Origin of the sequence: Paenibacillus sp. FSL H7-0756, assembly GCF_038006765.1 — a bacterium.
Classification (GTDB): domain Bacteria; phylum Bacillota; class Bacilli; order Paenibacillales; family Paenibacillaceae; genus Paenibacillus_AQ.
This window is the reverse complement of record NZ_JBBOVT010000001.1, coordinates 1,938,234-1,964,194: the sequence shown is the minus strand read 5'-3', so window position 1 is coordinate 1,964,194 and position 25,961 is coordinate 1,938,234. Positions and strand designations below refer to the sequence as shown.

General features: G+C 53.9%; 19 protein-coding genes. 1 reads left to right on the top strand and 18 read right to left on the bottom strand.

Annotated features, from left to right (window positions below; all coding sequences use genetic code 11):
• Positions 1-7 precede the first annotated feature (7 nt).
• Entirely contained in the window at positions 8-373 is a 366-nt protein-coding gene (locus NST04_RS08745) for a DUF2614 family zinc ribbon-containing protein (RefSeq protein ID WP_341183941.1), read from the top strand.
• Between the two features lie 126 nt (positions 374-499).
• Here NST04_RS08745 and NST04_RS08740 read toward each other — a convergent pair whose 3' ends face one another.
• From NST04_RS08740 to NST04_RS08655, 18 genes are all read right to left on the bottom strand, one after another.
• Positions 500-2,221 (bottom strand): glycosyl hydrolase family 18 protein, encoded by a 1,722-nt coding sequence (locus NST04_RS08740; RefSeq protein WP_341183940.1) that lies wholly within the window; start codon positions 2,219-2,221, stop codon positions 500-502.
• A 194-nt stretch (positions 2,222-2,415) separates the two neighbouring features.
• Positions 2,416-2,847: a Fur family transcriptional regulator gene (locus tag NST04_RS08735; RefSeq protein ID WP_209991891.1), complete on the bottom strand. Its 432-nt coding sequence runs from the start codon at positions 2,845-2,847 to the stop codon at positions 2,416-2,418.
• A 125-nt stretch (positions 2,848-2,972) separates the two neighbouring features.
• Positions 2,973-4,898, bottom strand: coding sequence for a DUF4097 family beta strand repeat-containing protein (locus NST04_RS08730; RefSeq protein ID WP_341183939.1), 1,926 nt, complete (start codon positions 4,896-4,898; stop codon positions 2,973-2,975).
• Between the two features lie 37 nt (positions 4,899-4,935).
• A complete protein-coding gene (locus NST04_RS08725) occupies positions 4,936-5,409 on the bottom strand; it encodes a GNAT family N-acetyltransferase (protein WP_341183938.1) in 474 nt (157 codons plus the stop codon).
• A gap of 90 nt (positions 5,410-5,499) precedes the next feature.
• Positions 5,500-6,945, bottom strand: a complete 1,446-nt coding sequence (gene gatB / locus NST04_RS08720; protein ID WP_341183937.1) for an Asp-tRNA(Asn)/Glu-tRNA(Gln) amidotransferase subunit GatB — start codon at positions 6,943-6,945, stop codon at positions 5,500-5,502.
• A 32-nt stretch (positions 6,946-6,977) separates the two neighbouring features.
• On the bottom strand, positions 6,978-8,435 hold the full coding sequence (gene gatA, locus NST04_RS08715; RefSeq protein WP_341183936.1) for an Asp-tRNA(Asn)/Glu-tRNA(Gln) amidotransferase subunit GatA: 1,458 nt from the start codon (positions 8,433-8,435) through the stop codon (positions 6,978-6,980).
• Between the two features lie 26 nt (positions 8,436-8,461).
• Positions 8,462-8,749: an Asp-tRNA(Asn)/Glu-tRNA(Gln) amidotransferase subunit GatC gene (gene gatC, locus NST04_RS08710; RefSeq protein WP_340751676.1), complete on the bottom strand. Its 288-nt coding sequence runs from the start codon at positions 8,747-8,749 to the stop codon at positions 8,462-8,464.
• 166 nt (positions 8,750-8,915) lie between these two features.
• Positions 8,916-10,409 (bottom strand): L-arabinose isomerase, encoded by a 1,494-nt coding sequence (gene araA, locus NST04_RS08705; protein WP_341183935.1) that lies wholly within the window; start codon positions 10,407-10,409, stop codon positions 8,916-8,918.
• Between the two features lie 19 nt (positions 10,410-10,428).
• A complete protein-coding gene (locus tag NST04_RS08700) occupies positions 10,429-11,478 on the bottom strand; it encodes a DUF4432 family protein (protein ID WP_341183934.1) in 1,050 nt (349 codons plus the stop codon).
• 33 nt (positions 11,479-11,511) lie between these two features.
• Complete coding sequence (locus NST04_RS08695) at positions 11,512-12,390, bottom strand: class II fructose-bisphosphate aldolase (RefSeq protein ID WP_341183933.1); 879 nt, start codon at positions 12,388-12,390, stop codon at positions 11,512-11,514.
• Between the two features lie 13 nt (positions 12,391-12,403).
• Complete coding sequence (locus NST04_RS08690; protein WP_341183932.1) at positions 12,404-13,915, bottom strand: FGGY-family carbohydrate kinase; 1,512 nt, start codon at positions 13,913-13,915, stop codon at positions 12,404-12,406.
• 16 nt (positions 13,916-13,931) lie between these two features.
• Positions 13,932-15,992 carry a TIM-barrel domain-containing protein gene (locus NST04_RS08685; protein WP_341183931.1) on the bottom strand — a complete coding sequence of 687 codons (2,061 nt, stop codon included), beginning with the start codon at positions 15,990-15,992 and terminating at the stop codon, positions 13,932-13,934.
• A 34-nt stretch (positions 15,993-16,026) separates the two neighbouring features.
• Positions 16,027-16,908, bottom strand: coding sequence for a carbohydrate ABC transporter permease (locus NST04_RS08680; RefSeq protein WP_341183930.1), 882 nt, complete (start codon positions 16,906-16,908; stop codon positions 16,027-16,029).
• Between the two features lie 14 nt (positions 16,909-16,922).
• Positions 16,923-17,831 carry an ABC transporter permease gene (locus NST04_RS08675; protein WP_341183929.1) on the bottom strand — a complete coding sequence of 303 codons (909 nt, stop codon included), beginning with the start codon at positions 17,829-17,831 and terminating at the stop codon, positions 16,923-16,925.
• Positions 17,832-17,849: 18 nt separating this feature from the next.
• Complete coding sequence (locus NST04_RS08670) at positions 17,850-19,478, bottom strand: extracellular solute-binding protein (RefSeq protein WP_341183928.1); 1,629 nt, start codon at positions 19,476-19,478, stop codon at positions 17,850-17,852.
• A 41-nt stretch (positions 19,479-19,519) separates the two neighbouring features.
• Positions 19,520-22,768 carry a DUF6259 domain-containing protein gene (locus tag NST04_RS08665; RefSeq protein ID WP_341183927.1) on the bottom strand — a complete coding sequence of 1,083 codons (3,249 nt, stop codon included), beginning with the start codon at positions 22,766-22,768 and terminating at the stop codon, positions 19,520-19,522.
• A gap of 3 nt (positions 22,769-22,771) precedes the next feature.
• Positions 22,772-24,223 (bottom strand): family 43 glycosylhydrolase, encoded by a 1,452-nt coding sequence (locus NST04_RS08660; protein WP_341183926.1) that lies wholly within the window; start codon positions 24,221-24,223, stop codon positions 22,772-22,774.
• 21 nt (positions 24,224-24,244) lie between these two features.
• The gene (locus tag NST04_RS08655; protein WP_341183925.1) at positions 24,245-25,918 is read right to left on the bottom strand and encodes an extracellular solute-binding protein; all 1,674 of its coding nucleotides are present in this window, start codon (positions 25,916-25,918) and stop codon (positions 24,245-24,247) included.
• Positions 25,919-25,961: the final 43 nt, after the last annotated feature.

Sequence of the window (25,961 nt, the reverse complement as noted above, 5' to 3'; positions counted from 1 at the left end):
CATACTCATGAAATTTAAATCGGCTAAAATCAATGCTTTTCGCACCTGGGGACTGCTTCTGACCATGCTGGGCATGGGTCTCATGATCATGGGAACCGCAGGCATTGTATTCTGGGGATCTGCCGGAAAAGTCGTCGCTGCTGTCGGTCTTGTCATTGGACTCGTCTCCATGATGGCCAGTCTGGCTATTTATTTCTGGGCGGGCATGCTCTCCACCAGTGCGGTTCAGGTGGAATGTCCGGAGTGCCATAAGCTGACCAAAATGCTGGGCAAAACTGACCGCTGTATGTTCTGCCATACCATCCTCACCATGGACGCTGCACAAGCTACCATTACTGCCGAAGAGCTTGAAGCCCAGCAACTGAAACACTAATCCTCTGCAAGCAGCGCTTACTGACATTATGCATTTATTAAGAGACAAGGTAATGTAAGAATAGTATTGTCTGCCAAAAAAGGTGTTGTCCACTGTAGGACAACACCTTTTTATAATGAAATCATCTTATTTAATAATTCCCTTCAACGCTTCCCATGCCTCCGGACTGGCGAAGCTCCGGTTCCAGGCTGCCACACCGCCCAGCTTCAAGGACTGGGCCAGCTCTACCCTGGCTGTGAGCGAGGTGCTGTCCTCGATCCAGATTTTGCGGAGAACATCATCTTCCTTATACTCCACGTAGTTCTGTCCGGCTTCCTTATCGAATACCGGTGTCAGCTTCTTCTCGGCAATGATCTCCTTGACCGCATTCATGCTGACGGCCTTGGAGCTTACTTTGGTCTTGCCCTTCTCGGTGGCTTCCGTCCAGATCCGCGTATAGAGCGGCACTCCCAGAATCAGCTTCTCTGACGGCACCTTATCCTCCTCGATAATCCGGTTCATAGAGGTCTTAACCCATGGTAGAGAGGCTACTGATCCCGCAACCGGACTGGCTGCCCAGTGCTCATCGTAGGCCATTACAACCAGGAAGTCGGATACGGCGGCAAGCGCCGGACGGTCGAGGAACAGGGACCACATCTCGCTCTTAGATTTCGGCGTTACGTCAATAGAGACAATCAGATTCCGGCTCTGGGCCATCGGCTTCAGTTCCCGCATGAACTGGGTTACGTTCGGTCCATCCTTGGTGTACACATTCTCGAAGTCGATATTAATCCCGTCTAAGTTATACAGGTCTGCATACTTAAGCATCTGCACAATGGCATTCATCCGATTATCGTACGTAGATAAGGCTCCAGTAGTCAAGTCTGGTTCAAAGCTGTTGCTCAGCAGCCCCCATACCTCCATACCCTGATTATGCGCCCAATCCACATAAGAGCGGTCCGCCTGGCTGCGTACATTCCCCTTCACATCAATAATGCTGAACCAGGTGGGGCTAACCACGTTAATTCCAGGCAAGGCTGCAAATTTGGCCGGGTTCGGCTTGCGTTCGTACACGGCTTCCCAGAACATGTTAACCGGCTTGCCCTTCCAGCTGCGTTCAGCTCGTGTAGGTGTTTCGGGCTTTTTTTCTACCGTTCGGGTACCGTCTTCGGTAATATCATCCGCCTGGGCGTAGCCCGAATAACCGTTATCAAGCTGGGCGTATACCCAGTCCTTGGTGTCCGTATTCCAGATTCGTACGACATCCCCAGGATTCATATCTGCAAAAATCGGTGCATGCACCGAGGGTTCACTGCGCAGGGCTTTCGTTTTGCCGCCTTCTTTGCCCTTCACCTTGCCAAGCGGCACCGATTCTCCCGCAGTCATAAGCAGCACCGCACCAGTAGCTGTATCCTCTTCGATCTCGAAGCCGTACAGATTCTCCAGTGTATCTGCCGGAAGATAGGTCACTTTATCTTTAACCTCGGGAGCAAGGCGAAGCTGCAGAGGTTCATTGTTCAGAGCTGCGGCCTTGGATTCCTCCTGCATGTACAACAGACTGCTGTCCGTTGAGAGGATAACTGATTTGCTCTCTTTTTCATAGCGGATAGAAGGATCTACATATTCCTGCAAAAAAGGCAGCGGTAAAAGCAGTCCGTCCCCTGTGCCCGATGCTGAATAGCCGGTAAGCTGTCCCTTCACAAAAATCGGCTTGTCCAGGCCCTTCCAGTCCGGGTCCAGATGCTGGCGGTTCGGCAGTACATAATAAACAACCCAAAAGGCTGCGGCGGCTATGATGACAAGTCCCAATAAGCGGCGAGTAAGACTTCCACGCTTCGTGACGCGTCTTTGTCTCTGTCTTCTGTCCAAAATAGGTCCTCCAAACCGTTCGTTGAATTTTAAAAGCAGGCAACACTTCTGTTAAGTATACGCCATGCAGGCGAGCTTGGTTGCGCGAATCTCTTGGAAGGTTTGTGTTTTTGTAACAGCTTGATTCTCTATCTATACAAAAAAACGTGCAGAATCCGCTCTCGGACCCTACACGTTTATAAATAATATTCCATTCAGTGCTGCTTCTCGCCGCAGCCTTTGCACACACCGTACAGCTCCATACGCAATCCATGAATCTTAAAGCCTGTAGCCTGTTCGGCCTGACGCTCTACTTCATGAAGCGTAGAATAGCTGAAATCCTCAATCTTACCGCATTCCTGGCAGATAACATGATAATGATCAGATACATTGGCGTCGAAACGGCTGGAATTATCACCGTAGGTCAGCTCACGGACCATACCTGCTTCCATGAACATCTTAAGATTGTTATACACAGTTGCCACACTCATGCTCGGAAACTGAGGCTCAAGCGCCCGGTAGATGTCGTCTGCCGTAGGATGATTCATCGCTTCCATCAGATACGTTAAAATCGCATGACGCTGAGGCGTAATACGGACACCGGTTGTCTTGAGTTGCTCCAATGCATGCTGTACGCCACTACCCATCCATGCCACCGCCTTTGATTATACAACTTAATAATAATTCTAATGTAATTGTATGACTCTGCTTTCTACGTTGTCAATGAAGTCATTACATTATATTTATTATTATATAATAAATATTCCTTATTTCAATATTTGCTCACATTTAAATTGCTGTTTCCGTCTACCCGCAGCTTGAATTCGCCGGTTCCGATCTGGCCGGAAAGCACTTTTTTATCAATCACGAGTCCTGGCAGGTCTGTCACGATATCTCCATAGCCGCTGGAGCCCTCCACCGTATAATTACCCGTTAGCGGCAGAAACAGTTCAATATCCCCCACCGCACTGTAAATATCCCAGTCTCCCCCGAAATCCCCGGAGCGGATGCTGATCCGGCCATTCAGCGATTCGGCATGCAGCTTGGCTCTCGCTCCGGAGACCTCCACATTGCCGTTCTTTGTGGACAGATCCAGCGCATCCCCGCTGTCATATGCCGTGATGTTGCCGACCGCCGTTGACAGCTTCAGGGCGCCTCTGACGTCCCAAGCCCCCATATCGCCTCCGCTTGTCCCCAGCTCCACATTGCCCAGGACATCTCTGGCACGCACCGCTCCGTTTAAGGTTTTACCTTTTACATTGCCGTAAATGCGATGCAGGATCAGCTCCCCGTTCCCGGTCTCCAGCGAGATGTCGGCAATAGCTTCTACATTCTGCAGGGTAATTCCGCCATTCATTGTACGGACATTCAAGTCAAACCGCCGGTCTTCCGGCAGGGAGATATCGAGGTTGATCCGCGGCTGGCGTTTGCCGGATTCACCGTACGCCTTACTCTGGGGTGTAATCTTGATCGTTGTGCCCTCTGTCACCTCGACAAAAGACTGATCGGCTATGGATTCAGCCAGTACCCCGTCCAACTGGTCCACCCATACGGTTGCCGTAATCTCGATATCCTCCACAGCAGCCCGGTGAATGAGAATGTCTCCATTAATAGCGTCAATATTGACCTTGGAGGTGTTCAGTTCGACCGGCACCATTACCGGAGCCTTCGTATAAGAGCTTCCTTCCGCTTCCCCGTAATCGACCGCCGCCACGGTCAAGTTAAGACTCACCTTGTTCCACAAATGCAGATAGTGCTCCTGCTCGGTTACGATAAACACACAGGCAGCCAGTATTACCGCAGAGAACAATCCCCGCAGATCCATCCGCGCTCTTCCAGCCGTACCATTCTGCTTCAGCCGGCGGAAAAGAATATAGATCAGCAGATACTCTACTCCCCATAATACCGGAATGATGGGCCACCATTTGAGCAGCAGCATCATATAATCTGTTCCATCGCGCCAGTCCAGGAGAAGCAGGATTCCGACAGCAGCAAGCGTTACTGAGGCCGTATATCTGCCGATCCGCCGTTTCTTACGCTCCTTGTCCTGACGCGCTATGGAGTCCCTGGCCATTTCTCTGATTCCCATAAGCAGGCCAAGTCCTATCAGCACCACGGAGGCGGCAGCACCGGCAGAGGTCTCAATAAATTCCCGAAGCCAGGGTGGCCTTTGCTGGAAAAGAAAGAGCAGCGCCCCGCCGATAAGCAGCAGGAGGCCAAAGGAGATCCCCGGCTCGCTGATCCTTACCCGGCGTCTTGAGGTTGTACTGGCACTCATGGTCTCCAGCTCTTCAGGATCATGCTCTTCAGGATAACGCAGAATCCGGTCTGCAGTCTGGAGCGCGTCAAACACATTATAGAAGTATAATACCGGGATCAGCAGCCCCAGCAAAATCAGCAGCGGTACATTAATTTGCATCCCGATAGATGAGAAATACAGCAGTGCCACAATATCCAGCACAATAAGGAAAATGACAGAAATCCCTTTGCGGAGCAGCCCGAGATAGAGGTGTCCCGTGCCGGGAAGCACTGCAGCAAGCAGGCCGGCTATAAATTTACGTTTGCGCGGACGGCGCTTGGGACGGGGAGGGATGTAGGGGGCCTTCAATTCTCCGTCTGCTTCAGACAGCGGCATGCCTGCCCCGTTCTCTTCCTCCCGTACGGGAAGCTCCTCATGATTCTGATAACCGGAATTCATTCTCGGTACTCCTCCTTTCTAAAATGGGATGCACTTGTCATTTCAGCCTGCCTGTCCGGTGGAATTCCAGCAGCTCTACTCCCGGAACCACCTCTTCGGACCCCACAGGAATGAACCCGTGCTTGGTATAGAGCGTCACTGCCGGAAGATTCAGCTTCCCCGTAGATACGATAAACTGCTCCATCTCCGCATAACGGGCAAAGATAAATTCTAATAGTCTTCCGGCCACGCCTTGGCGGAAATGGTCCGGGCTGACCATCATCCGGGTAACGGTTAGCTTGCCGGGAGACTCCTGGGTAACTGCAACAGCGCCGAGCAGCTCCTCCGTCTCATCGAAGCAGCCATAGAAATCCTCTGTAACCCGGCTGAGCATGTCCCTCGTCTCCAGCAGCGGCGGTATGTCACGAAACCCGATGATCTCCGCCTCCAGGCGGTAGGCCTTATGCTGAAGGCTCCACAGCTCATCAAGTAGGAACTCATCCTGCAGGTTCAGTCTCACGATTGTATCCATCCGTACATTCCCCTTATATACTGCACAGGGGCCTGCCGTTGCCGACAAGCCCTGTGCCCAAGATTCTATGATCTATTACCCAAAAGCAGTCTATCTGTTCAGCACTTCTGCGAGCAGAGTGTTCGCAAGCCCCGGGTTAGCCTTCCCTTTGCTCGCCTTCATGACCTGTCCTACAAGGAAGCCGATGGCTTTTTGCTTGCCTGCCTTGTAATCTTCGACCGATTGCGGATTGGCTGCGACCACTTCCTCAACAATTCGTTTGATCGCCCCTTCATCGCTGATCTGAACGAGGCCTTGCTCTTCCACAATTACCGCCGGCAGCTTTCCGCTTTCCAGCATTTCTTTGAATACCGTTTTGGCGATTTTGCTGCTGATGGTCCCGCCTGCAATCAGGCCGATCATCTCGCCCAGTCCCTGCGGCGTAATCTTCACCTGGGATAATTCCAGATTGTTGCTGTTCAGATAACCGAGCAGATCGCCCATCATCCAGTTGGCGACAGCCTTGGCATCCTGCGTGAAGGCAAGACTGCCCTCGAAGAAGTCTGCAAGCGGCTTGGAGGAGGTGAGCACTCCGGCATCATAGGCAGTCAGACCAAACTCCTCACTGTACCGGGCCTGCCGGGCATCCGGCAGCTCAGGGATTGTGGAGCGGATCGCTTCCTTCCAGTCCTCCCCAATATGCAGCACAATCAGATCCGGGTCCGGGAAATAACGGTAATCATGGGCTTCCTCCTTGCCGCGCATGGACAAGGTCTTGCCTCCGGCTTCATCCCAGCGGCGTGTCTCCTGTACAACAGTTCCCCCGTCATCCAGAATCTCCGCCTGGCGGAACTGCTCATATTCAAGGCCACGGAGCACACCGCGGAAGGAGTTCATATTCTTCAGCTCCGCACGGATACCGAATTCTTCCTGGCCTGCCGGCCGCAGGCTGATGTTGGCATCACAACGCATGGAGCCTTCCTCCATCTTCACATCGGACACATCGCAGTACTGCATAATAGCGCGGATCTTCTCCAGGTAAGCACGCGCTTCCTCCGGCGAACGCAGATCAGGCTCAGACACAATCTCAATTAGCGGCGTCCCCACACGGTTGAAGTCAACCAGGGAAGCGAAGCCTCCATCCACATGAGTCAGCTTACCGGCGTCCTCTTCCAGATGAAGGCGGGTGATCCCGATCCGCTTGGTCTCTCCGTTCACTTCAATATCAATCCAGCCGCCCAGGCCGATAGGCTGATCGTATTGCGAGATCTGGTAGGCTTTTGGAGAGTCGGGGTAAAAATAGTTTTTGCGGTCGAATTTGCTGACATCTCCAATCGTACAGTTAAGCGCCATTGCCGCTTTCATGGCATACTCCACCGCTTGGCGGTTCAGCACCGGCAGTACACCGGGGTGGCCGAGACAGACCGGACAGGTGTGCGTATTAGGCGGCGCGCCGAATTCAGTGGAGCAGCCGCAGAAGATTTTGGACTTGGTATGAAGCTCCACATGAACTTCCAGCCCGATGACCGTTTCATATTTAGACATAGATAATCTCATCCCTTAAAAGTTTTGTGGTCAACTACTTCAAGCTACAGTTGCGGGCGGGCCTTGTGATGCTCTGTATGTTGTTCAAAGGCATGCGCAACGCGCAGTACCGTACTCTCATCAAACTCCTTGCCGATAATCTGCAGGCCGACAGGCAGACCTTCCGCAAAGCCGCAAGGAATGCTGATGGCAGGAATACCGGCCAGGCTGACAGGAATGGTAAGGATATCATTCAGATACATGGTCAGCGGATCTTCGGTCTGCGAGCCCAGCTTGAAGGCTGTGGTTGGCGCAGTCGGCCCGATGACAACATCATACTTGCGGAATACTTCGTCGAAATCCTGCTTAATCAAGGTGCGGACCTTCTGTGCCTTCAAATAATAGGCATCATAATATCCGGAGCTGAGCGCGTAAGTGCCGAGCATGATCCGGCGTTTGACTTCAGGGCCGAAGCCCTGGCTGCGGGAATTATGGTACAAATCCAGTAATCCGCCCCCGTCATCCACACGCACTCCATAACGGACACCGTCAAAACGGGCCAGGTTGGAGGAAGCCTCCGAGGAGGAGAGCAGATAATAAGCGGCTACAGCGTATTCCGTATGCGGAAGGGAAACCTCTTCCCATACTGCGCCAAGGCCTTCCAGCACTTTAAGCGCTGCGAGCACTGATTCACGGACCTGGGCATCCACACCTTCACCCAGGTATTCCTTAGGTACGGCAATCCGCAGACCCGAGACGTCGCCGGTCAGTGAGTTCAGATAATCAGGTATGTTAACCTTAGCTGAGGTGGAATCCTGGGCATCGTAACCGGCAATTGCCTGCAGGACGTATGCGGAATCCTCCACGGTACGGGTAATCGGACCGATCTGATCCAGTGAGGAGGCAAAAGCGACCAGCCCGTAGCGGGAGACGAGACCGTAAGTCGGCTTAAGGCCAACGACTCCGCAATAAGAAGCGGGCTGGCGGATGGAGCCGCCTGTGTCGGAGCCGAGCGTAAAGAATACTTCCCCGGCTGCAACCGCTGCTGCCGAACCGCCGCTCGAACCGCCTGGAACACGCTCAAGGTCCCATGGATTGCGTACAGCGCCGAAGCTGGAATTCTCATTGGACCCGCCCATGGCGAACTCGTCCATGTTCAGCTTGCCCATAGTGACGGCATCAGCCTGACGCAGCTTGGAGACTACGGTCGCATCATACACCGGCTGGAAATTGGTGAGAAATTGGCTGGCACAGGTGGTGCGCAGACCTTGGGTCACGATATTATCCTTAATACCAGCAGGCAGTCCGAAGAGCAGACCGCGTGAAGCCCCGGATGCCAGCTTGTCATCAAGCTCGCGTGCCTTGGCACGGGCTCCCTCTTCATTCAGTGTCAAAAAGGCATGAACCTTGCGCTCACGCTCCGTAATAACGGATAGTGAATCTTCGGTCAACTCACTGACCGAGACCGCTTTGGTGTTCAGCATGTTATGTAATTCAGGTAATCGGTATTGAAACAGGCTCAACTTGCTTCCTCCTCTCAGGTATGGGGTTATTCCAGAACAGCGGGAACCTTGAAATGCCCTTCTTCGTCTTCAGGTGCGTTAAGCAGAGCTGCCTCCTGGGTCAGGCTCTCCTTGACCACATCGTCACGCATTACATTGCTTACCTGCAACACATGGGTGGTCGGCGGAACGTTCTCGGTATCCAGCTCATTCAACTTCTCGGCATATTGTAAAATAGCATTCATTTGTTCGGTGAAGGTAGCCTCTTCTTCCGGGCTTAATTGCAGGCGGGCCAGCTTGGCCACATGCTGCACATCTTTGACGGTGATGCTCATAATGGATATCCCTCCTGTTTAAAGGGCTAAAGCGCCCGGATAACGTTTTTAATTATAGGGTAGACGGCCTTACAATTCAATGCGCTTGTCGATTGATGGAGCAAAAAGACCCGCACCTGCTATTGTGGCAGGAAGCGGATCTTTGAGTGCTCAAGCATTTATCCGGCTAATGATTCAACCGGTAATACAGGTCATTCCAGCGCAGCTCATTTTCAATTGAAGCCAAAGTGCTGGAGGCGTCAATGACGAGACACTCGATTCCTGCCATGCGCGCCCAATCCCGGAGCTGTTCACTTGTGGTATGGAAGGAAAAGGCGAAGTGATGTGCACCGCCGGCCAGAATCCAGGCTTCCGAAGCCCCGGTCAAGGAGGGTTCCGGTTGCCAGAGCAGGCGCGCTACCGGAAGATGAGGCATGCTGTGTTCATTCCGCACGGCATTCACTTCATTGATGATCAGACGGAACCGGTCGCCCATATCCACCAGCGTGACATTGATTCCGGGGCCGCTTGCTCCGTTAAAAATCAGCCGCGCCGGAGCCTCCTTGCCGCCTACAAACAAGGGATGCACTTCAATTCTCGGTCTGTCGGCAGCCAGAGACGGACAGACCTCCAGCATATGTGAACCCAGTACCATTTCATTGCCTTTTTGCAGATGATAGGTATAATCCTCCATGAAAGAGGTGCCTTGGTTACCGGCCATAATCTTCATCATCCGTACCAGCGCAGCCGTCTTCCAGTCCCCTTCACCGCCGAAGCCATAGCCTGCCGCCATCAGCCGCTGAGCCGCCAGTCCAGGCAATTGCTTCAAGCCATGCAGGTCCTGAAAGCTGGTCACGAACGCTGTATATCCGCCCTCCTCCAAAAATTCACCCAGCGCAATCTCCATCCGCGCCTGTTCACGAATCGCTTCCCGTTCAGCACCATCCGTACGTCCCTGATCCGTAAAATCGTACAATTCGGCGTATTCATCCATAAGCTGGCGCAGCTTGGCTTCGCTTACACTCCGAACCCGTTCAGCCAGATCGCCGGCCGGATAACCGTTGACCGTCCACCCCAGCTTGATTTGTGCCTCCACCTTATCGCCTTCTGTAACTGCAACATCACGCATGTTGTCGCCGAACCTTGCGATCCTCATCGTCTGGCTCCCGGTATAGCCCGCTGCCGTCTTCATCCACCCTCGGATTCTTGCACGCACCTCTTCATCCTTCCAGTGACCGGCAATAATCTTCCTGGGCATCCGCAGGCGGGCACCGATGAACCCGAACTCACGGTCGCCGTGCGCCGCCTGATTGAGGTTCATAAATTCCATGTCTATACTGTCCCAAGCAATCTCGACATTGAACTGGGTATGCAGATGCAGCAGCGGCTTGCGCAGCTGTGTCAGCCCCGAGATCCACATTTTGGCCGGTGAGAAGGTGTGCATCCAGGTGATTACCCCCGCACAGGTTCCGCTGGAATTCGCTTCAAGACAAACCCGCAGAATCGCTTCCGGAGCTGTGACTGTTTCCCGGAATTCTACCGGATACGGAAGGCCTCCTTCGCGGTTTAACTCGGCAACCATTGTCCGGGAGTTCTCCTCCACTTGCGCCAGTACATCCTCCCCGTATAATCCCTGGCTCCCTGTTATGAACCAGAATACATAAGGCTTAGCCTGCAGCATATCATATTCCTCCATTTGTTCAGTTCGTTGTGAATTTCAATTCAATCTCGTAATGAACGGCTGCTCCAGGCTCAAGCAGTTGCAGCGAATCCGCTTCCTGTTCCTCCGCCCTTCCCCGGGTCCAGCAATTAGACGGCTCAAGTCCCAGCACATGCTCGCCAGCTCCCGGCATTCTCCACTGCACCAGTCTGGGGAGCGTCCGCCGGTTCCACTTCAGTTCTAAAGTCAGGCCGCCGGCAGAAGAAGCTGCGCCGGGGATTGGAAATGAAGGGCTGTTAATTTGTGCGCAGATGTAGGTTTCCTGTGACAAGGGTTCATGATAATACACCTGTTCTGCATGCCGATGATCCGGCGTCTGCCATTCATTCATCCGTGACATCTCCATATCAGTATCACGTGCAGCACATGTGCTTTCCGGCAATATGATCCTTGTATCTTCTGCCAGCAGAGGATATCCGAAGTTGAAATGATACAGCATCAGATGCGGGGCGGGTGTGAAGCCTGCATTCTCCACGGTATCGTTAAGCTGAAGGCTGTTCTCGCCGAGCCTGCTTGTAATCGTGCGGGTCAGACGCAGCTTATGTCCAAAAATAGACGTTTCCTCTACAACTCCCCGCAGGCGCATCTCATATTCATCGCCTTGCCATTCTGCCTGATACGCAGCCTGCCGCGCGGGTGTATGGTGAATTCGTCCATGTAATCCATAGGCTCCGTACTGGTCTTGACCGGCTGCACCAGCTTGCGACAATCCGCAGGTCATCAACAAGCCGCCGGAAGCTGTCCGCAGCCAGTGATTCCCCTCTTCCCTGAAAAAAGCAGCGTGGGGATCGCCGTTGCCGGCAGACCAGCTAACCGGAATACCGCAGAATTCAGCCAAAGAGATATCCATGCCTTTCCCGGGATGCACCCAATAGGAGAGACCTGAGCCGGTCCGCACACGGAATACTTCCTGAGCGGCCTCCGGCCCTTCTCTCATGACAAAGGGCTGCACTCCCCCAAGCTGCTCGATCCGGCCTACTCTGGCTTCCAGCTCACGCCGGGTCCATTCTCTGCCATAAAGTCTTGCCATACCGCCATTCCTCCTGTAAAGGGCAGGTAAGCCTCAGGCTTGTCCGGCACTCCCGAAAATTCTCATCGTTCTCACAATATCCTGCTGTACCGCTTCCATAGCCCATGCGGAAATGTCATGATAATAGCTTTTGCGCTGCTTCGCGCTGTTGGCCGCCAACTTCGCCTGAAGCGTATTCGCCACTTCATGCGCCATGTTGGAATAATAGTTGAGCTTGCGGATGCCGCACTGTATGGAGGTGACATAAGCAGCCTCATCCAGGCCGGACCCGCCATGCATCACCAGCGGCAGGCCGGTAAGCTGCTTGATGAGCTTCAAACGTTCAAAATCCAGAACCGGCTCTTGCAGATAAACACCATGTGCTGTCCCGTAAGCGACGGCAAGGGCATCGATATCGGTATGTTCAATAAAGACTTGCGCCTCTTTGGGGTTGGTATACACATCATCCGGATCATATTCTTCTATCTCTTCCTCGTCTCCGCCGCCCTCCGGACGCAAGATCCGGCCAAGCTCGGCTTCTACGGAAACGCCGAGCGCCTTGGCGATCTTGCTGATCTCATTGGTCTGGCGGATATTCTCTTCCAGCGGCAGATGTGCGCCGTCGAACATCACCGACGAGAAGCCCAGCTTCATCGCACGGATCAGAATTTCATGATCCTGGCCATGGTCCAGGTGTACCGCAACCGGAACCCGTGCCTGCCTCGCGGCCGCAAGTATAACCGGAGCGATCACTTCTAGCGGAACAAGCGGAATATGCACTTCCGCAAAGGAAAGAATGACCGGCGAGTTCACCTCCTCGGCCGCAGCAATGATTCCCCGGATCATCTCCAAATTAATTACATTGTACGCGCCGACGGCATAACGCTTGGCTTCGGCATCCTTCATCAACTCTTTGAGGGTCACTAATGGCATTCTTCAACATCTCCTATGGGTATGACATGACGTTGTTCACCGCTTGATACAGCCGATTATATTTGGCGTAATTCTCATCGTAGTGTTTACGGTTATCCGGACGCGGATAGTAGGTGGTATTCACCTTCACCAGACGATGCGCCGCATCCTCAAAGGATGGGAACACTCCCAGTGCCACGCCGGCCAACATAATTGCGCCCAATATACCTGCCTCTTCAATATCAAGGGCGGTGATGGGCCTATTCATAATGTCTGCCTTGATCTGCAGCCACAGCCCGGACTTGGCGCCGCCGCCGCAGGCCTTGATCTCTCCAATACTCATGCCCGCTTGCTCCAGGCAATCCAGATTAAGTCTCATTTCATAGGTGACGCCTTCCATTAAAGCTCTATACAGCTCACCCTTGGTGGTATTAAAATTCAAGCCCGCAATGACCCCAGCAGCAGCCGGATTCATGTATGGCGTTCCTGAACCGGCAAAATGGGGCAGTACCAGGAGATCAGTGGGACCTTCTCCGGCGTTCTCGCCCATAATCTCATAGACACTTCGGCCGGACTCATCTGCCGCGCATTTTTCTTCGTAGCCGAACTGGTCCCTGAACCACTTGAGCAAGGAACCTCCGGTAAAATTAAAGGCATACGTGGTATATTTCCCCTGAATATAAGGGACTAGCGCCAGCTTGCTGGCGGCAAGCGCCTGGTCATTGACCTGCATTTTACGGAAAACGGGCGTGATGCACTCTACGGTGCCGATGCCGTCTACAGCCGAGCCTTCTTCCGTAACTCCCGCGCCTATAGCCGCGCATACCTGGTCATGTCCGCCGAGCACGAGCTGGAGATGGGCAGGCAAACCTAGCGCCTCAGCTGCTGAGGGTAAAATCTGGCCGATCCGTGATCCAAGCTCCTGCGCCTCGGGAAATATCCCGCGCTTAAGCCGTGCCGCCTGGATAATATCTTCATCCCATCCAAGCCGATGGACATCAAAGGCCATCGTTCGGGATGCCAGCGAATAGTCGATCACTGGTCTTGCACCGAGCTTGAACAGAATAAATGATCCAAACGGCAGAAATGTATGAAGCCGCTCATAAATGTCCGGCTGCTCTTCCCGGTACCACATCAATTTGGAGAGGGTGTACATCGGATGGGGGTGAAGGCCCGTCTTGCTGGTGATGTTCTCCTCCCCAATGTGCTCCACCAATGCCTCCAGTTGCCTGCTTCCCCGCTTGTCGATATACAGGAGGCTGTTCCCGAGCACGTTGCCTCCGTTGTCGAGGAGGACGGCAGCCTCGCCAAAGGAAGAAACGGACAGGCCGGCAAGCCGGGTATGAGGCCTGTCATACATGTTCATTGCGGAACCCAGTACAGCCTTAACCGCTTCCCACACCTTCTGCGGATTCAGCTCGTAACAGCCGCTTGCCGGTGATTCCATGGCGTATTCCCTGTATGCCTGGGCCAGCACTTCACCCGTTGAAGCCATGATCAGGCATTTCGTGCCTGTTGATCCGATATCTAAGCCTATGAGATCCACAGCGGCCCTCCTTTCTCTACAGCACGTATTTCACACCGGCTATACTATAGCGCTCGGAGACTTTTTCTTGTTCTTGTTCCTCTATGCTCACAATGCCTTCTCCGGCAATCTTTATTTTGGCAAAAGGCAGACTCTCAGAAATCGTTGCATAGCTGACTGCATCATCACATAAAAGCAAGCATTCTCCTGCTTCTGCACCGTACAGTACAGGCTCTATATTAAAAACCGTATGATCCCGGACACATAGAACGGGCTCTGCCCAAGGAATCAGCGCACCCTGTTTGATATACACAGGCACTTCATCCTCTGGGACCTGACGCGTGATCCATTGTCCGCCATCCAGCCACTCGCCGGTCAGCCATTCGTACCAGCGGCCTCCGGGTAAGTAGATCTCACGCGTGTCACCGTTGCCGTAGACAACGGGAGCAGCCATCAGATCGTCTCCCACCATAAACTGGTCGAAGCAATCCAGCACCTCGCGGTCCTCCGGGTAATCCATCACCAAGGGACGGATAGGCGGCACCCCTTGCTTACTGTATTTTCCAAATGCAGCATACAGGTAGGGAATCAGGCTCATCCTGAACTGCATCAGCTTTCTGCATTGCTGCGCGAGCTGCGGCCAGTCCTCCAGCCACTCACCGGCATGGTTACGGTCATGATCGAATTGCTTCCAGGGCGGCGAAGGGATCATATAACAGTTAAGTACAGCCATTGGCGAGAAAATCACAGCACCGATCCGGCGCAGCAGTTCCTCCCTTGTAGCGGTCTGGCGAACCTCCGGCGACCAGAGGAGACCTGAAAACGAAGCGGTGGCCATTCCCCGTACAAAGTCTTCATGATCGTACAGGTCGCTGTACAGCACATAAGGATAAGGCGCCGCGAGCGCGTGCGAAGCACGCACCTGTCCATAGGTCCGGCGGTCCGCTGCCTTGAACGGGGCGAGCATCGTTTGCTGATAGAGCTGGCCGAACAAGCTGTGCATCTGCTCCCCGTCCGCACCTCCCGGAAAACGGGCGAAATCAGGAAATCCCCAGTTGCCGATATAATCGCCGTTGTCGCATTCATCCAGCTTGAAGCCTGACAATCCCGCCTCTATGAATGGCTGATGAATTCCCGTGAAGGCTTCGCGTGCCTCGGCTTGCGTGAAATCCGGCACCAGGCCGTCCCACACATAGCTGTCTGCCGAATGGGGCCTCAGCTCCGGGAAGATAGGGCTCTCCGGATGCACATAAGCATGTTCCCAGAGATTGAGCCGGTATCCCATTTCATTCAGCTCCCGGATAAGCCCTTTTTCATCCGGGAATCTGCTTTTGTCCCATACATAGGTGCAGGAGTAGGCGTTCGTCTGCCAGCCCGGCTCCAGACCGAACATGTCGCAAGGCATTTCATCATCCCTGATTTGCCGGGCAAGCTGCAGGACATCCTCTTGATCCGCATGCCAGTCAGCGCGGTACATCATCCCGAGACCCCACATGGGCGGCAATGCCCCCCCGCCGCTGAACAGATTATAGCGGGAGACCGCATCCTTCATATCCTTGCCGCAAAAAATATAGACATCCACGCCTTCCGCTGCCGGAATGTCGATCAGCATATTGCCGCTGCCTTTTTTCACTTCCCAGTGACCCTTGCCGGTGCCTGCCGATTTGAACTGCTCCAGATCCTGCCGGCTGCCCACCCGCTTGCATCCTCCGCAGAAAAAGGTGGCATACCGGGCCGTGTCCACCAGAACTCCATAACCGGCGGTGCTTACATAGAAAGGAACCGGCGCATGGGAGTCGCCCAAATCCGCGGACGGGTCGGAGTTCGTGCGCAGCTTCTTCTTGCTGCCGCTCTGCCTGAACGATTTGAGCTGCAGGCCCAAACCGTATACCTCCTCCTTCGGGTCCAAGGGAAGCTCCAGCAATACGGAGCCTTGGCGGGGCTGAAAATGAATGTCCTCCCTTGTAAAGGGAAGCGGATGATCGTCAAGCGCATTCAGCGCTTCGAGGCAGGTGTCGGGCTTCAATACCGATACCGGTGTAATTTCTTCGGGTGTTCCGAAGGTCAGCTTATAGATCCCGCTGGCAATTTTCTGCATAATTCATTTCTCCTACTGTAAATATATTTTGGAACTATCCCTTCACGCTTCCCAGAACGAGACCAGAAACGAAATAACGCTGTAAAAAAGGGTACACACACAAGATCGGCAACGTGGCCAGAATGATCTGCGCGCTCTTGGTCGTACGCGGTGAGATGCTGGCCAGGAGTGCGGCATCCTCAGACCTCACATTGGTAAAATCAAAGCTGACTATAATGGAGCGTAAATAAGTGGCTAACGGATAGTTCTCGGTCTGATTCATGAAGATCATCCCGTCAAACCAGCTATTCCAGTGACCCACCATAGCCAGCAGCAGGATGGTCGCAAACGCCGGCATGGACAGAGGGAAATACAGCTTCCACAGGATGGTCCAGTGTCCGGCTCCATCTATGCGGAAGGACTCATCCAGTTCCCGGGGCAAGCCTCTGAAAAAGTTGATCATTAGAACAATGTTAAAGACGGCCAGTGCTGTGGGCAGGACCAGCACCAGCATGGTGTCCAGCATGTGCAAAGTTTTCACCTGCATGTACAGGGGAACGATGCCTCCGCTGAACAGGATGGTGAACATGAAAAACCATACATAAAAGGTTCGCATGCTGAAGTCCCTGTTCTCCCTTGACAGAGGATAAGCCGAAATAAAGGTAATAAGCATCTGCAGGGCGCTGCCCACAAGCACCCGGATCACCGCTACGCCCAGGGACCGCAGAAACTCCGGACGGGTAGCGATAAATTTATAAGCGTCGAGTGAAAAGTCCGACGGAAAAAACCGTACCTTCCCCATGGCCACCGCTGAGGCTGAGCTGAAGGAAATGGCCAACGTATTGACAATCGGCGCAATGCAGAGGATTGCCAAGAGAATGAGAAACAGTTTGTTGAAAATTGCGAACACGGCACTGCCGTCCAAACGATATTTCATCTTTCTCACCCTTTTCAAAAAATGCGGTAATCGGCAAACTTATAAGCCATATAATAAGAAACTGAAATGAGCACTCCGGACACCAGCGATTTAAACAGTCCTACAGCTGTCGCTACGCTATACTGTGCCTGATTGAACGCCAGCCGGTAGACCAGTGTGTCCAGGATATCGCCTGAATTGACAACGAGCGGATTGATTAGCATAAATACCTGTTCAAACCCGGCGTTCAGCACATTGCCCAGACTGAGGGTAGCCAGAAGAATGATCGTAGGACGAATGCCGGGCAAAGTAACATGCCAGATCTGCCGCCAGCGGCTGGCTCCGTCAATCATGGCTGCTTCATATAAATCGGGATTGATGGAGGTTAGCGCAGCCATATAAATAATCGTATTGAATCCAAAGTTCTTCCACACCTCAGTGGTGACCAGTACGCCGGGAAACAGCCGGTTGCTGGACAGAAAGCCTACCGGCTCTCCCCCAAAGGCCTGGATGAGGCTGTTAATCACCCCCTCCAGACTGAGGACATCCAGGATGATACCGCCGAGCACCACCCAGGACAGGAAATAAGGCAGGTACATCGCCGTTTGCAGCACCCGTTTCATCCGCTGGCCGCGCATTTCGTTCAGCAGCAGTGCGACCACGATAGGCACGAGCAACGAAAAGACTATTTTCAAAACCGAGATATAGATCGTGTTATACATGACTTGCCCGAAGCGGGGCATGGAGATGATATATTTGAAATTGTCCATCCCGACCCACGGACCCGCAAGCCAGCCCTTGAACACGCTGAAGTTCTGAAAGGCCATGACAATCCCCATCATCGGGATATAACAGAACAGAATAGCCAGTATAATCCCCGGTATCAAAAACAGATGGTACGGTAATTCATGTCTGAAGCGGCTCTTCAGGCGGAAAACTCTCACAGTTGGAACCCCCTTTCATCACAGGCTGGCGTTAATCTCATCCAGAATCTGCTGGCCCCCCAGTTTGTGCCACTCGGATACAAAAGTATCGAATGCATCGATAGGCTCCGCACCCATGATGATCTTTGTGAAGATTTCACGTTCATAATCGCCGAGGATGCCCATTTTATTCAGCATCGTTTCCGTGGTGCCTCCGTAAGCCTGGGGAATCAGATGATCCGTGCCGTAGCCCTCCACAATGGTTTTGAAGGCTTTGACCTGATGATATTCCATATAACCGGTCCCTTTGCCGTCCAGATAAGCTACACTCGGCTCGTATTTCCCCGTCTCGGTAAGTGCCTGATCCAGCTTGCTGGGATCGCGCTTCTCGATCGCTTCAATCAGATATTCCAGTGATTTCACGGTGGCATCGTCGGTTGTCAGGGTCCGGGCCAGCGATAAATGACCCTGTTCCACAATGGTCTGACCTTTTTCAAAGGCAAAGAATTTCTTGACTTCGGGATCATTCCGGTTAGGGCCGTAGGCCATTTCATTGTAATCATTCAATAATTGGACCAGGATTTCGGGATGCTCATAGTCCTTGTTCACCGCGTAATAGCTCACCACAGTGGTGCCTACATTGGCAAACACATCCTCACCGTCGGCGCTCGGAGCCGCCACTGGCGTCCAGATCATATCCGGCTGTCCCTCCAGGCCCGTACCGTACATGTATACATTCCAGCAACGCCCGTAGCTGATGCCGTATTTACCGCCGCTGACTTCCTCCGTTACCTTGGTCGTATCCTTCATGCCGAACTCAGGATCAATTAAGCCTGCGTCATACATTTCTCTCAGCTTGGCTAAGGCATTCTTCATTTCAGGCTGTACGCTGCCGTAGGTGATTTTGCCGTCTTCTCCCTTCAGCCAGCTCTGCGGATAGGCATGGTAACCGTTGAAGAATCCGGTTGTGGAGGTAATCCCGTCGAACAGCCAGTTGCTGAACGCCAGCCCGCCGGTATCGTCGATGCCGTTGCCGTCCGGGTCCTGCTCCTTGAAGGCCTTGGCCACTGCGATCACCTCGTCGATGGTCTTCGGCACAGGCAGCTTCAGCTTATCCAGCCAGTCCTGCCGCACCCACAACAGACTAGGCTCATAGATGACCGAGGTTGTGTAAGGCAATGCCATGAGCTTCCCGTCAAAGGTAGCCGAATCCATCGCAAGGCCGCCGTCACCGGTGAGAATCTCTTTGGTCAAATCCGAGGCATTCTTCTCGAAAACATCGGTCAGATCCGCTGTCATCCCGGCCTTCACCATAGTTTCCAGCTGATTGGTGGAGGCTTCGATGACGATATCCGGAATCGACCCCGAGGCAATAACGATGTTCAGCTTCTCATTGTATTCATTTTGCAGAGCTGTCCAATCGTGTACGACCTTCAGATTGAATTTGTCAGCATAATGCCGGTACCAGATGTTGTTCGCAAAATCATCCCCTGCGGGATAACCCCAGGTGGGCAGGGAATATCGGCCTACCCGCAGTTCGATGGGCTTATTTGGATCGGCAGTGGCACTCCCATTGGAAGTGGCGGTGTCTTTGGTATTGGATGGCGAGCTGCAGGCTGTTAGGGCCAGAAGAACGGTACTAATCGATAAAGCGGCAATTTTTCTCATGATTTCGCTTCCCCCTCATATTCGGTTTCTCCATGATCTGTCTACTGCACAATGAGAGCCGGCTGGCCCCAGAAGGCCCTGTCATATCCGTAATCGCCCAAAGAATCGGTAATCAGGGTGATGATGACTGAAGTTCCGGCATATTCGGCCAGCGGGATACTGAACGGCTTCCAGGCCCCGCCCGGCATCAGATCCTGCGACCACTTTATCTCCCCGTTCACTGCTATCCGGAAGCCGGCGCCCTGGGATTGTTCCGAGCCGTCCTTGATGCCGGCGAATCCTTGCAGTGCAGCCGGAGTGCCTGCCGGTAAATTCAAGGCATATTCAATATGCGTCTGCCCGTGCTGCGGCGGGTGGGCATCCAGCCCCTGCTTCTCAACCCCGAGCACAGAGCCGCTTCCCGGGAAGCCGCCGAACGGAGATTGAGACGGGCCCTCGCTTCCGTTCTGGAACACCAGGCTCGAATGATACGGAGCCGTGCTTAACGACAACGGCAGCTGCACGGGAGCAGAAACAGTGTTAATCAGATATACCGTACCCGAAGCGGGTGCCGTGATTTCGTAGCGGTTGTTGCCCAGACTTACGGATGAAGCCGCTCCATAGGTGGAATGCACAACACTGAAGGGCTGCGGGCTGTTCACCTTGAAGCTTACGCTGCGGTTGCCGCCGTATGTTGCGACAGCAACCGTCGGCGCGACCCATACGGCAGAGTCATTGTCTACCGTCACACCGGGATGCGTCTCCAGCCTGAGGGTCACTTCTTTGCCCGCCAATTCCGACAGGTCCAGCTCCACGGCGGTCGGCGTGGCACTTCGGCTGAACTGCTCTTCACTCAGCACCGTGCGATTCTCAGGCGCTGCTGCCTTCTCCCAGGCAGATACCTTGAAGGTTACACCGTCACTGCTCGCAACATTCTGCTCGGAGCCTAGCTGCACCCCGGCTTGAAAGCTCGCTGCCGCTGCCGCCGGCAGGCTGAGGTCAAATTCCAGCCATGTCTGTCCGCCCTGCCATGCTCCTGCATAAGGCGGATGGGCCAGTATCCGGTCGCCCCAGTGCTGCACGGTTCCTCCTCCTGGGAAGGAATAGGAGAATCCGCCCGTGGTAGAGAACGGGGCTGCGGTCATATGGACGGTCCCGTCTCCCATGACCTCTCCTGCTCTGACCGGTCCGTCGTAATTCAGCAGATCCATATCACCGGACTGAAGCTTATCCTCCATAACGATGGCAGTGTGGGTGGACCGGCTGGACAGCCGCTTTAGTGCCACATCCTCCGGCCACTCATAGACATGGAAAGCTGAGGAATCACGGGCCTGGTTCAAATACAGATAGGTTCTAAGCGGGTCCAGTCCGAAAAGCCTGTTCTGGTCGTACAGCACCCATCCGGGTATGCTTCCCGGCAACGGATAGCTCTCTGCCCCGTACAAATAACGCATGATGTCGGTGCCCCCGCCGGAAGGATTTCCGTCATAGGCAGTCAGCTTCTCGCCGTAGGAATCAAGCACATATTCGGCACTGCCGCCGCCCGCTGTCTTGAAAGCAAACAGAGTGGAATTTGACCTGTTGCTAAAATCGGCTCTAGGCTGTGCGCTCTGGTACCAATTCGCTTCATCCAGCAATTGCTCCATCAGCGGAGTGGCATTGGCGAGCTGGCCCAGATTGGGTCTGGTGAGCATCGGAATCGCGCCGAGCCTATTCTGAACGACTTTATGCCAGGCCATGTAATAGTCCTCCGTCATCGGGTTGGCATGATCGGGATGGCCGTAAATGGTCGTATACGGGGCAAAGATCGCTGAGCTGGCCGGAACCACCTGATTGATTTTGCTGTCATCCCACGTTCCGCTTGCGGCGAAGATGCCATAAGCATGACGCTGTGCAAAAGACTCGTACCGGGTCGTGATTTCATTCAGGCTTTCTCCGCCCAAGGCGATATTCTCCGGCAGCGCTTCTCTCAGCTCGCGGTGCAGAGCGATATTGCCCTGCATCATATTGCTGCCGTCAATCAGACCGTTGGCATCGTTATACATGAGCAGCGACTGGTCCAGATGCAGCGCATCCGGTCCGACTTCATTTACCAAGGCAGTCATCTTGCCAACGAAGAGCTCCCGCCACGCCTCTGCTGCCGGATTAATAACGGCAAATGAAATCTGTTCCGAGCCTGCGGTATACTCCCAACGTTTCCTCTCCAGCGTGAATGGGTCCTTCACCTGATAGGGTTGCATCTGTGTATAATTTTCGTTGTTAAACGATGTTCCAAAGATGTTAACATACAGCATCACGCGGAAACCCAGCGCCTGAGCGGCGTCAACCTTGGCAGCGATATCCGGCTTAGGTTCATAATTAGGAAAATTCACATCATAGGGGTCCGCTCTCCAGCCAGGAACGACCAGCAGCGTCCGCTCCGCATCTACCCGCTGTGCAAGCTCCTCAAGCATTGGCATGTCTTCCAGATCCGTCAGCACCGTGAATCCGATATCCTTGGCCCAATCCGGTTCCTTCGCGGAAGATTCAGACAACCCGAAAGCGCCGTCTGCCCACTCCCGGTACATCGTAGAGCCGTTGGTCCAGTCACCAGCGTAGGCTTTGAGCCGCCAATCGGTGGATACCGCCTTGACCGTCTGCTGGAATGGCGCCGGCGCTTGCGTCTCTATTCCAACATAGAAGCTGCCATTCTCATGCTTCACATGCAAGGTTTTGAAGAACCCTGCGTTGTCATCCGCATGAACCAGCAGTCCGCCATTTGCCCCCTGCACAAGAAACATCTGCGCCTCCCACACATCGGGATAGGTGAACTGGGAGAAGCCATAGGCGGCGTCCGGTGATTCGGCGGTGAGCCGAATCCCTCCCAGCGCGGGAATAATCAGATCATACGTATCCGGGACAATCATTCCCCACTGCACACCCGATATGCCGGGCTGCCCTGTCTCCGCATGCTGGCTGACAGTCAATGTACCGTCATATTTACGGGCAACCGTCGTCTCCAGTTCAGCCAGCGTAGAGCCTGAGCCCCAGGTGTGTTCATAAGTGACATGCCCCTTCTTCGCAGAAACAGCGGAAGATGCTGCATCATTCCACAGATTGTTCTGCGCCAGATGGCGGATGCCGGTCAGCTTACCGTCGTTTCCGCCGCGGGCCAGTTGTACCGTGCCGTAAGTGAAGTTGATGGCGGCTGTGCCGGAATCAATCGTTACCTTCCCTGTGATTGGATCTGCGGAACTTAAGCCCGGCAGAAGGCTATACAACAGCATACACGCCACACACACTATCACTGTTCTTCTAACCATATTGATCATTACCTATCCCCTCTCTTGATCCGGATTGGAATGAATCTGCATTTCAAACTGCCTGAGCCTGAATTCCGCACTCCCCTCACTTACGAACAATCCCTTCCCTCCCTGCTTAAAATCATACAGCCGCGTGCTTAATGCGATCTCCCCGTTCACATAGACTACGCAAACCTGATCTTCCAGATAGACGCTTAACGAGCATGAAGTTCCGGGCAGCAATGGCAGCGGCCGCTCCATGCCGATAGCGTAAGGGACATCTCCCTTTCTCGGCCACTGGTCTACGACAATCCGGTTACGCCCGGGCTCCAGCCGGATCATATATCCCTGCCCGAAGTCCTGATCTGTCCGCAGAATAAGGCCGCAGCCGCGAGTACCGGGGGTAAACGTTATCGTTGCCGCAAGCTTGCAGGCGCCTTCCGGCAGCGGCCCTGCATAAGCACCGGCGAAGGAATCGGTTGCCGCTGCTGCGGCTGTGCTTCCGCTAAATTCCCAGCGCCCGAGCACCTCCGTGAAGGATAGAGCGCTTTCTAGACTGAGCGCAGCATTTAAGGGTTCCGGCACTTTTACAAGCAGTGAGCCGTCTGTGCCCTGCATGATTTCGTGCACCACCAGATGCCCGCCCCATTGCCAGGTGCCGCCGTCATGCTCGCCTTCACGCGTCGGATTCCATCCGAACGCATAACGACGCTCACCATCGGTCCAGGTCTTCGCGGCATAGAATGCCCGGGTGTCGAGTGCATCGTTCTCGGGGGCCAGCCAGGGTCCCTCCAGCGAGCGGCTCATCCGGTAATGAGTGACCGTCCGGTCCGAGAATGTCGAGTACAGCAGATACCACCATTCCCCCATCCGGAACAGATCCGGGCATTCATGAGTCGTATACAAGTAGGGGGCCCAGAATGGCTCGCGCACCTCCCAGGTGTTCAAATCCTTAGAGGCGCACAGGGCAACACAGCCGCGGCGGCCCGCAGGCCCTTCCTTCAAACGGGCAGCAAGCAGCATCCAATATTCCCCTGCTTCCTCGTTCCAGAACACAAACGGATCGCGCCAGTCATGCTCCTCGTAACGGTCGGTTGGCGCGTAGAAAGCATCCTCCGGCCGTTTGTCCCAATGCAGGAAGTCGCTGCTGACCGCATGCATCACCGCCTGCTGAGCTTTGCCCTGAGCCGGATAATGAAAATTGTTGCCGGTATAGAAGATATGATAAAGCCCGTCTTTCTTCAGCACGCAGCCCGTATAGATATATAAGTCCTGCTCGGCTTCCCCTCCCCGCTGAAGAACCTCTCCATATTCCTTGTAGTGAATAAAATCGTTGGTCCCCAGCAGAAACCAGGGTGTGCCCTCACCGTGCCCTTCCCTGTCACGCCAATCTTTCAAGTACAGCAGCTTGAACTCGCCGTCTTCATAAAAGGGGATAACATCGGCCAGCCAGCCGTCTTCAGGCTTGTAGAATAATTTGCTCATGCTGTATGTTCACGCTCCTCATTACGGTTCATTAATTTCTTCCAGAATTGCTTTGCCGCCAAGCCGGTTCCATTCCTTTACGAAGCTATCGAATTCATCAATGGAAACGGCCCCCATAATGATTTTGGTGAAGGTTTCTTTCTCGAGCCGGTCCAGCATGGCCCACTTCTCAGTCATTGTAGGTGTTTGACCGCCAAAGGCAGTCATCAGCAGCCGGTCGCCGCTATAGTGGTCCATAGTGATCTCAAAACCGAAATACTGATGGGCAACATCCCAATTTTCCATGTTCCCGGTGTTCAGATAATCGAGCGCTGGCCCATATTTATCAGTTTCAGTGAGCGCATCCTTCAGCAGGCTCTCATCCTCGTTCTGGATAGCCTCGCGGAGTAACGACAACGACTCTGCCACATCTTCGTTCGATACGCCGGATTGGACGATGGATAGTCTGGAAGTGTTGATTCGTTCGCCGCCGTCTCCTTCCATCGTAATGAATTCGCCTTCGCCGCGTCTTGCGCCGTGAACCACCTCTTCATGCAGGTTCAGCATTTTCACCACTGTCTCAGGGTGCTCGAAGCCTTTGCGCACTACGACATAGCCGCTGGCCGAGAAGCCGACGCTGGCCTTGGCCGGCATGCCATCCACTGAAGGCACCGGAAACGGCTTCCACTCCATTCCAGGGTTGTGCCGCACGGCATCAAGGAATACATAGGGATTCCAGTTGGCGCCGAACGTCATGCCGAGCTTGTTCCCAGTGATATCTTCCATCACCTGGTTGCTGTCCTTGACTCCGAATTCCCGGTCAAGCTGCCCGGTCTTATACATCTCCTGAAGCTTGCCCAGCGCATGCTTCATCTCCGGCTGTATGGAGCCGTAAATGACTTGGCCGTTCCCTTCTTTGATCCAGGTCTGCGGATAGGCATGAAAGGCATTAAAGAACCCGGTAAGCGAGGCAAAGCCGCCATACAGATAATTATTGAGGGCCAGGCCGAAGGTATCCGCTTGGTTATTGCCGTCCGGATCTTCTTTGGCAAATGCTTCAGCAATCGCAAATACCTCTTCCAGCGTCCCGGGCTCCGGCAAACCCAGTCTCTCCAGCCAATCCGTCCGCACCCACAGCAGATTGGCTTCATAGATGGGAGCATTGACGATGGGTATAGCGAGCAGCTTGCCATTGAATGTGGCTGAAGCCAGTGCTGCACCGCCGTCTCCCATCTGCAGCTTTTTGGTGCGGTCTGAAGCATAGCGTTCGTAGACCTTTGTCAGATCTTCCAGCTGATCCGCATCCGCCAGCCCTTTGAGCTGGGCGGCCGAGACGGAGAACATTTCCGGCAGACTGCCCAAGGCGATCATGACATTCAGCTTACGGTTGTATTCGCCCGGCAAGGCGGTCCAATCGTGTATAATTTCAATTCCCAGCAGGTTCCGGTACTCCCGGTACCAGATATTATCTTCGATGCTGTCGCCGCCGGGATAGGTCCAGCTCTGGTCAACCGGACGCGCGATGTGAAGCTGAACCGGCGGATCGTATGTCCCGAACGGATCGGCTTCATATTGCTGGCTGTGCTGCCCTTCATCCGGCGGTCTGGAAGCTTCCTCAGTATTCGAACCTCCGCCCGTTCCGGGACTACACGCGCTCAACAAAAGCGACAACACTATTCCGTAAGACGTCAAGACTGCCCATCTCTTTCCCTTCACTTCTTATCCCCCCTGAATCTTGGTGGGTCCGCGTGAAAGTTCG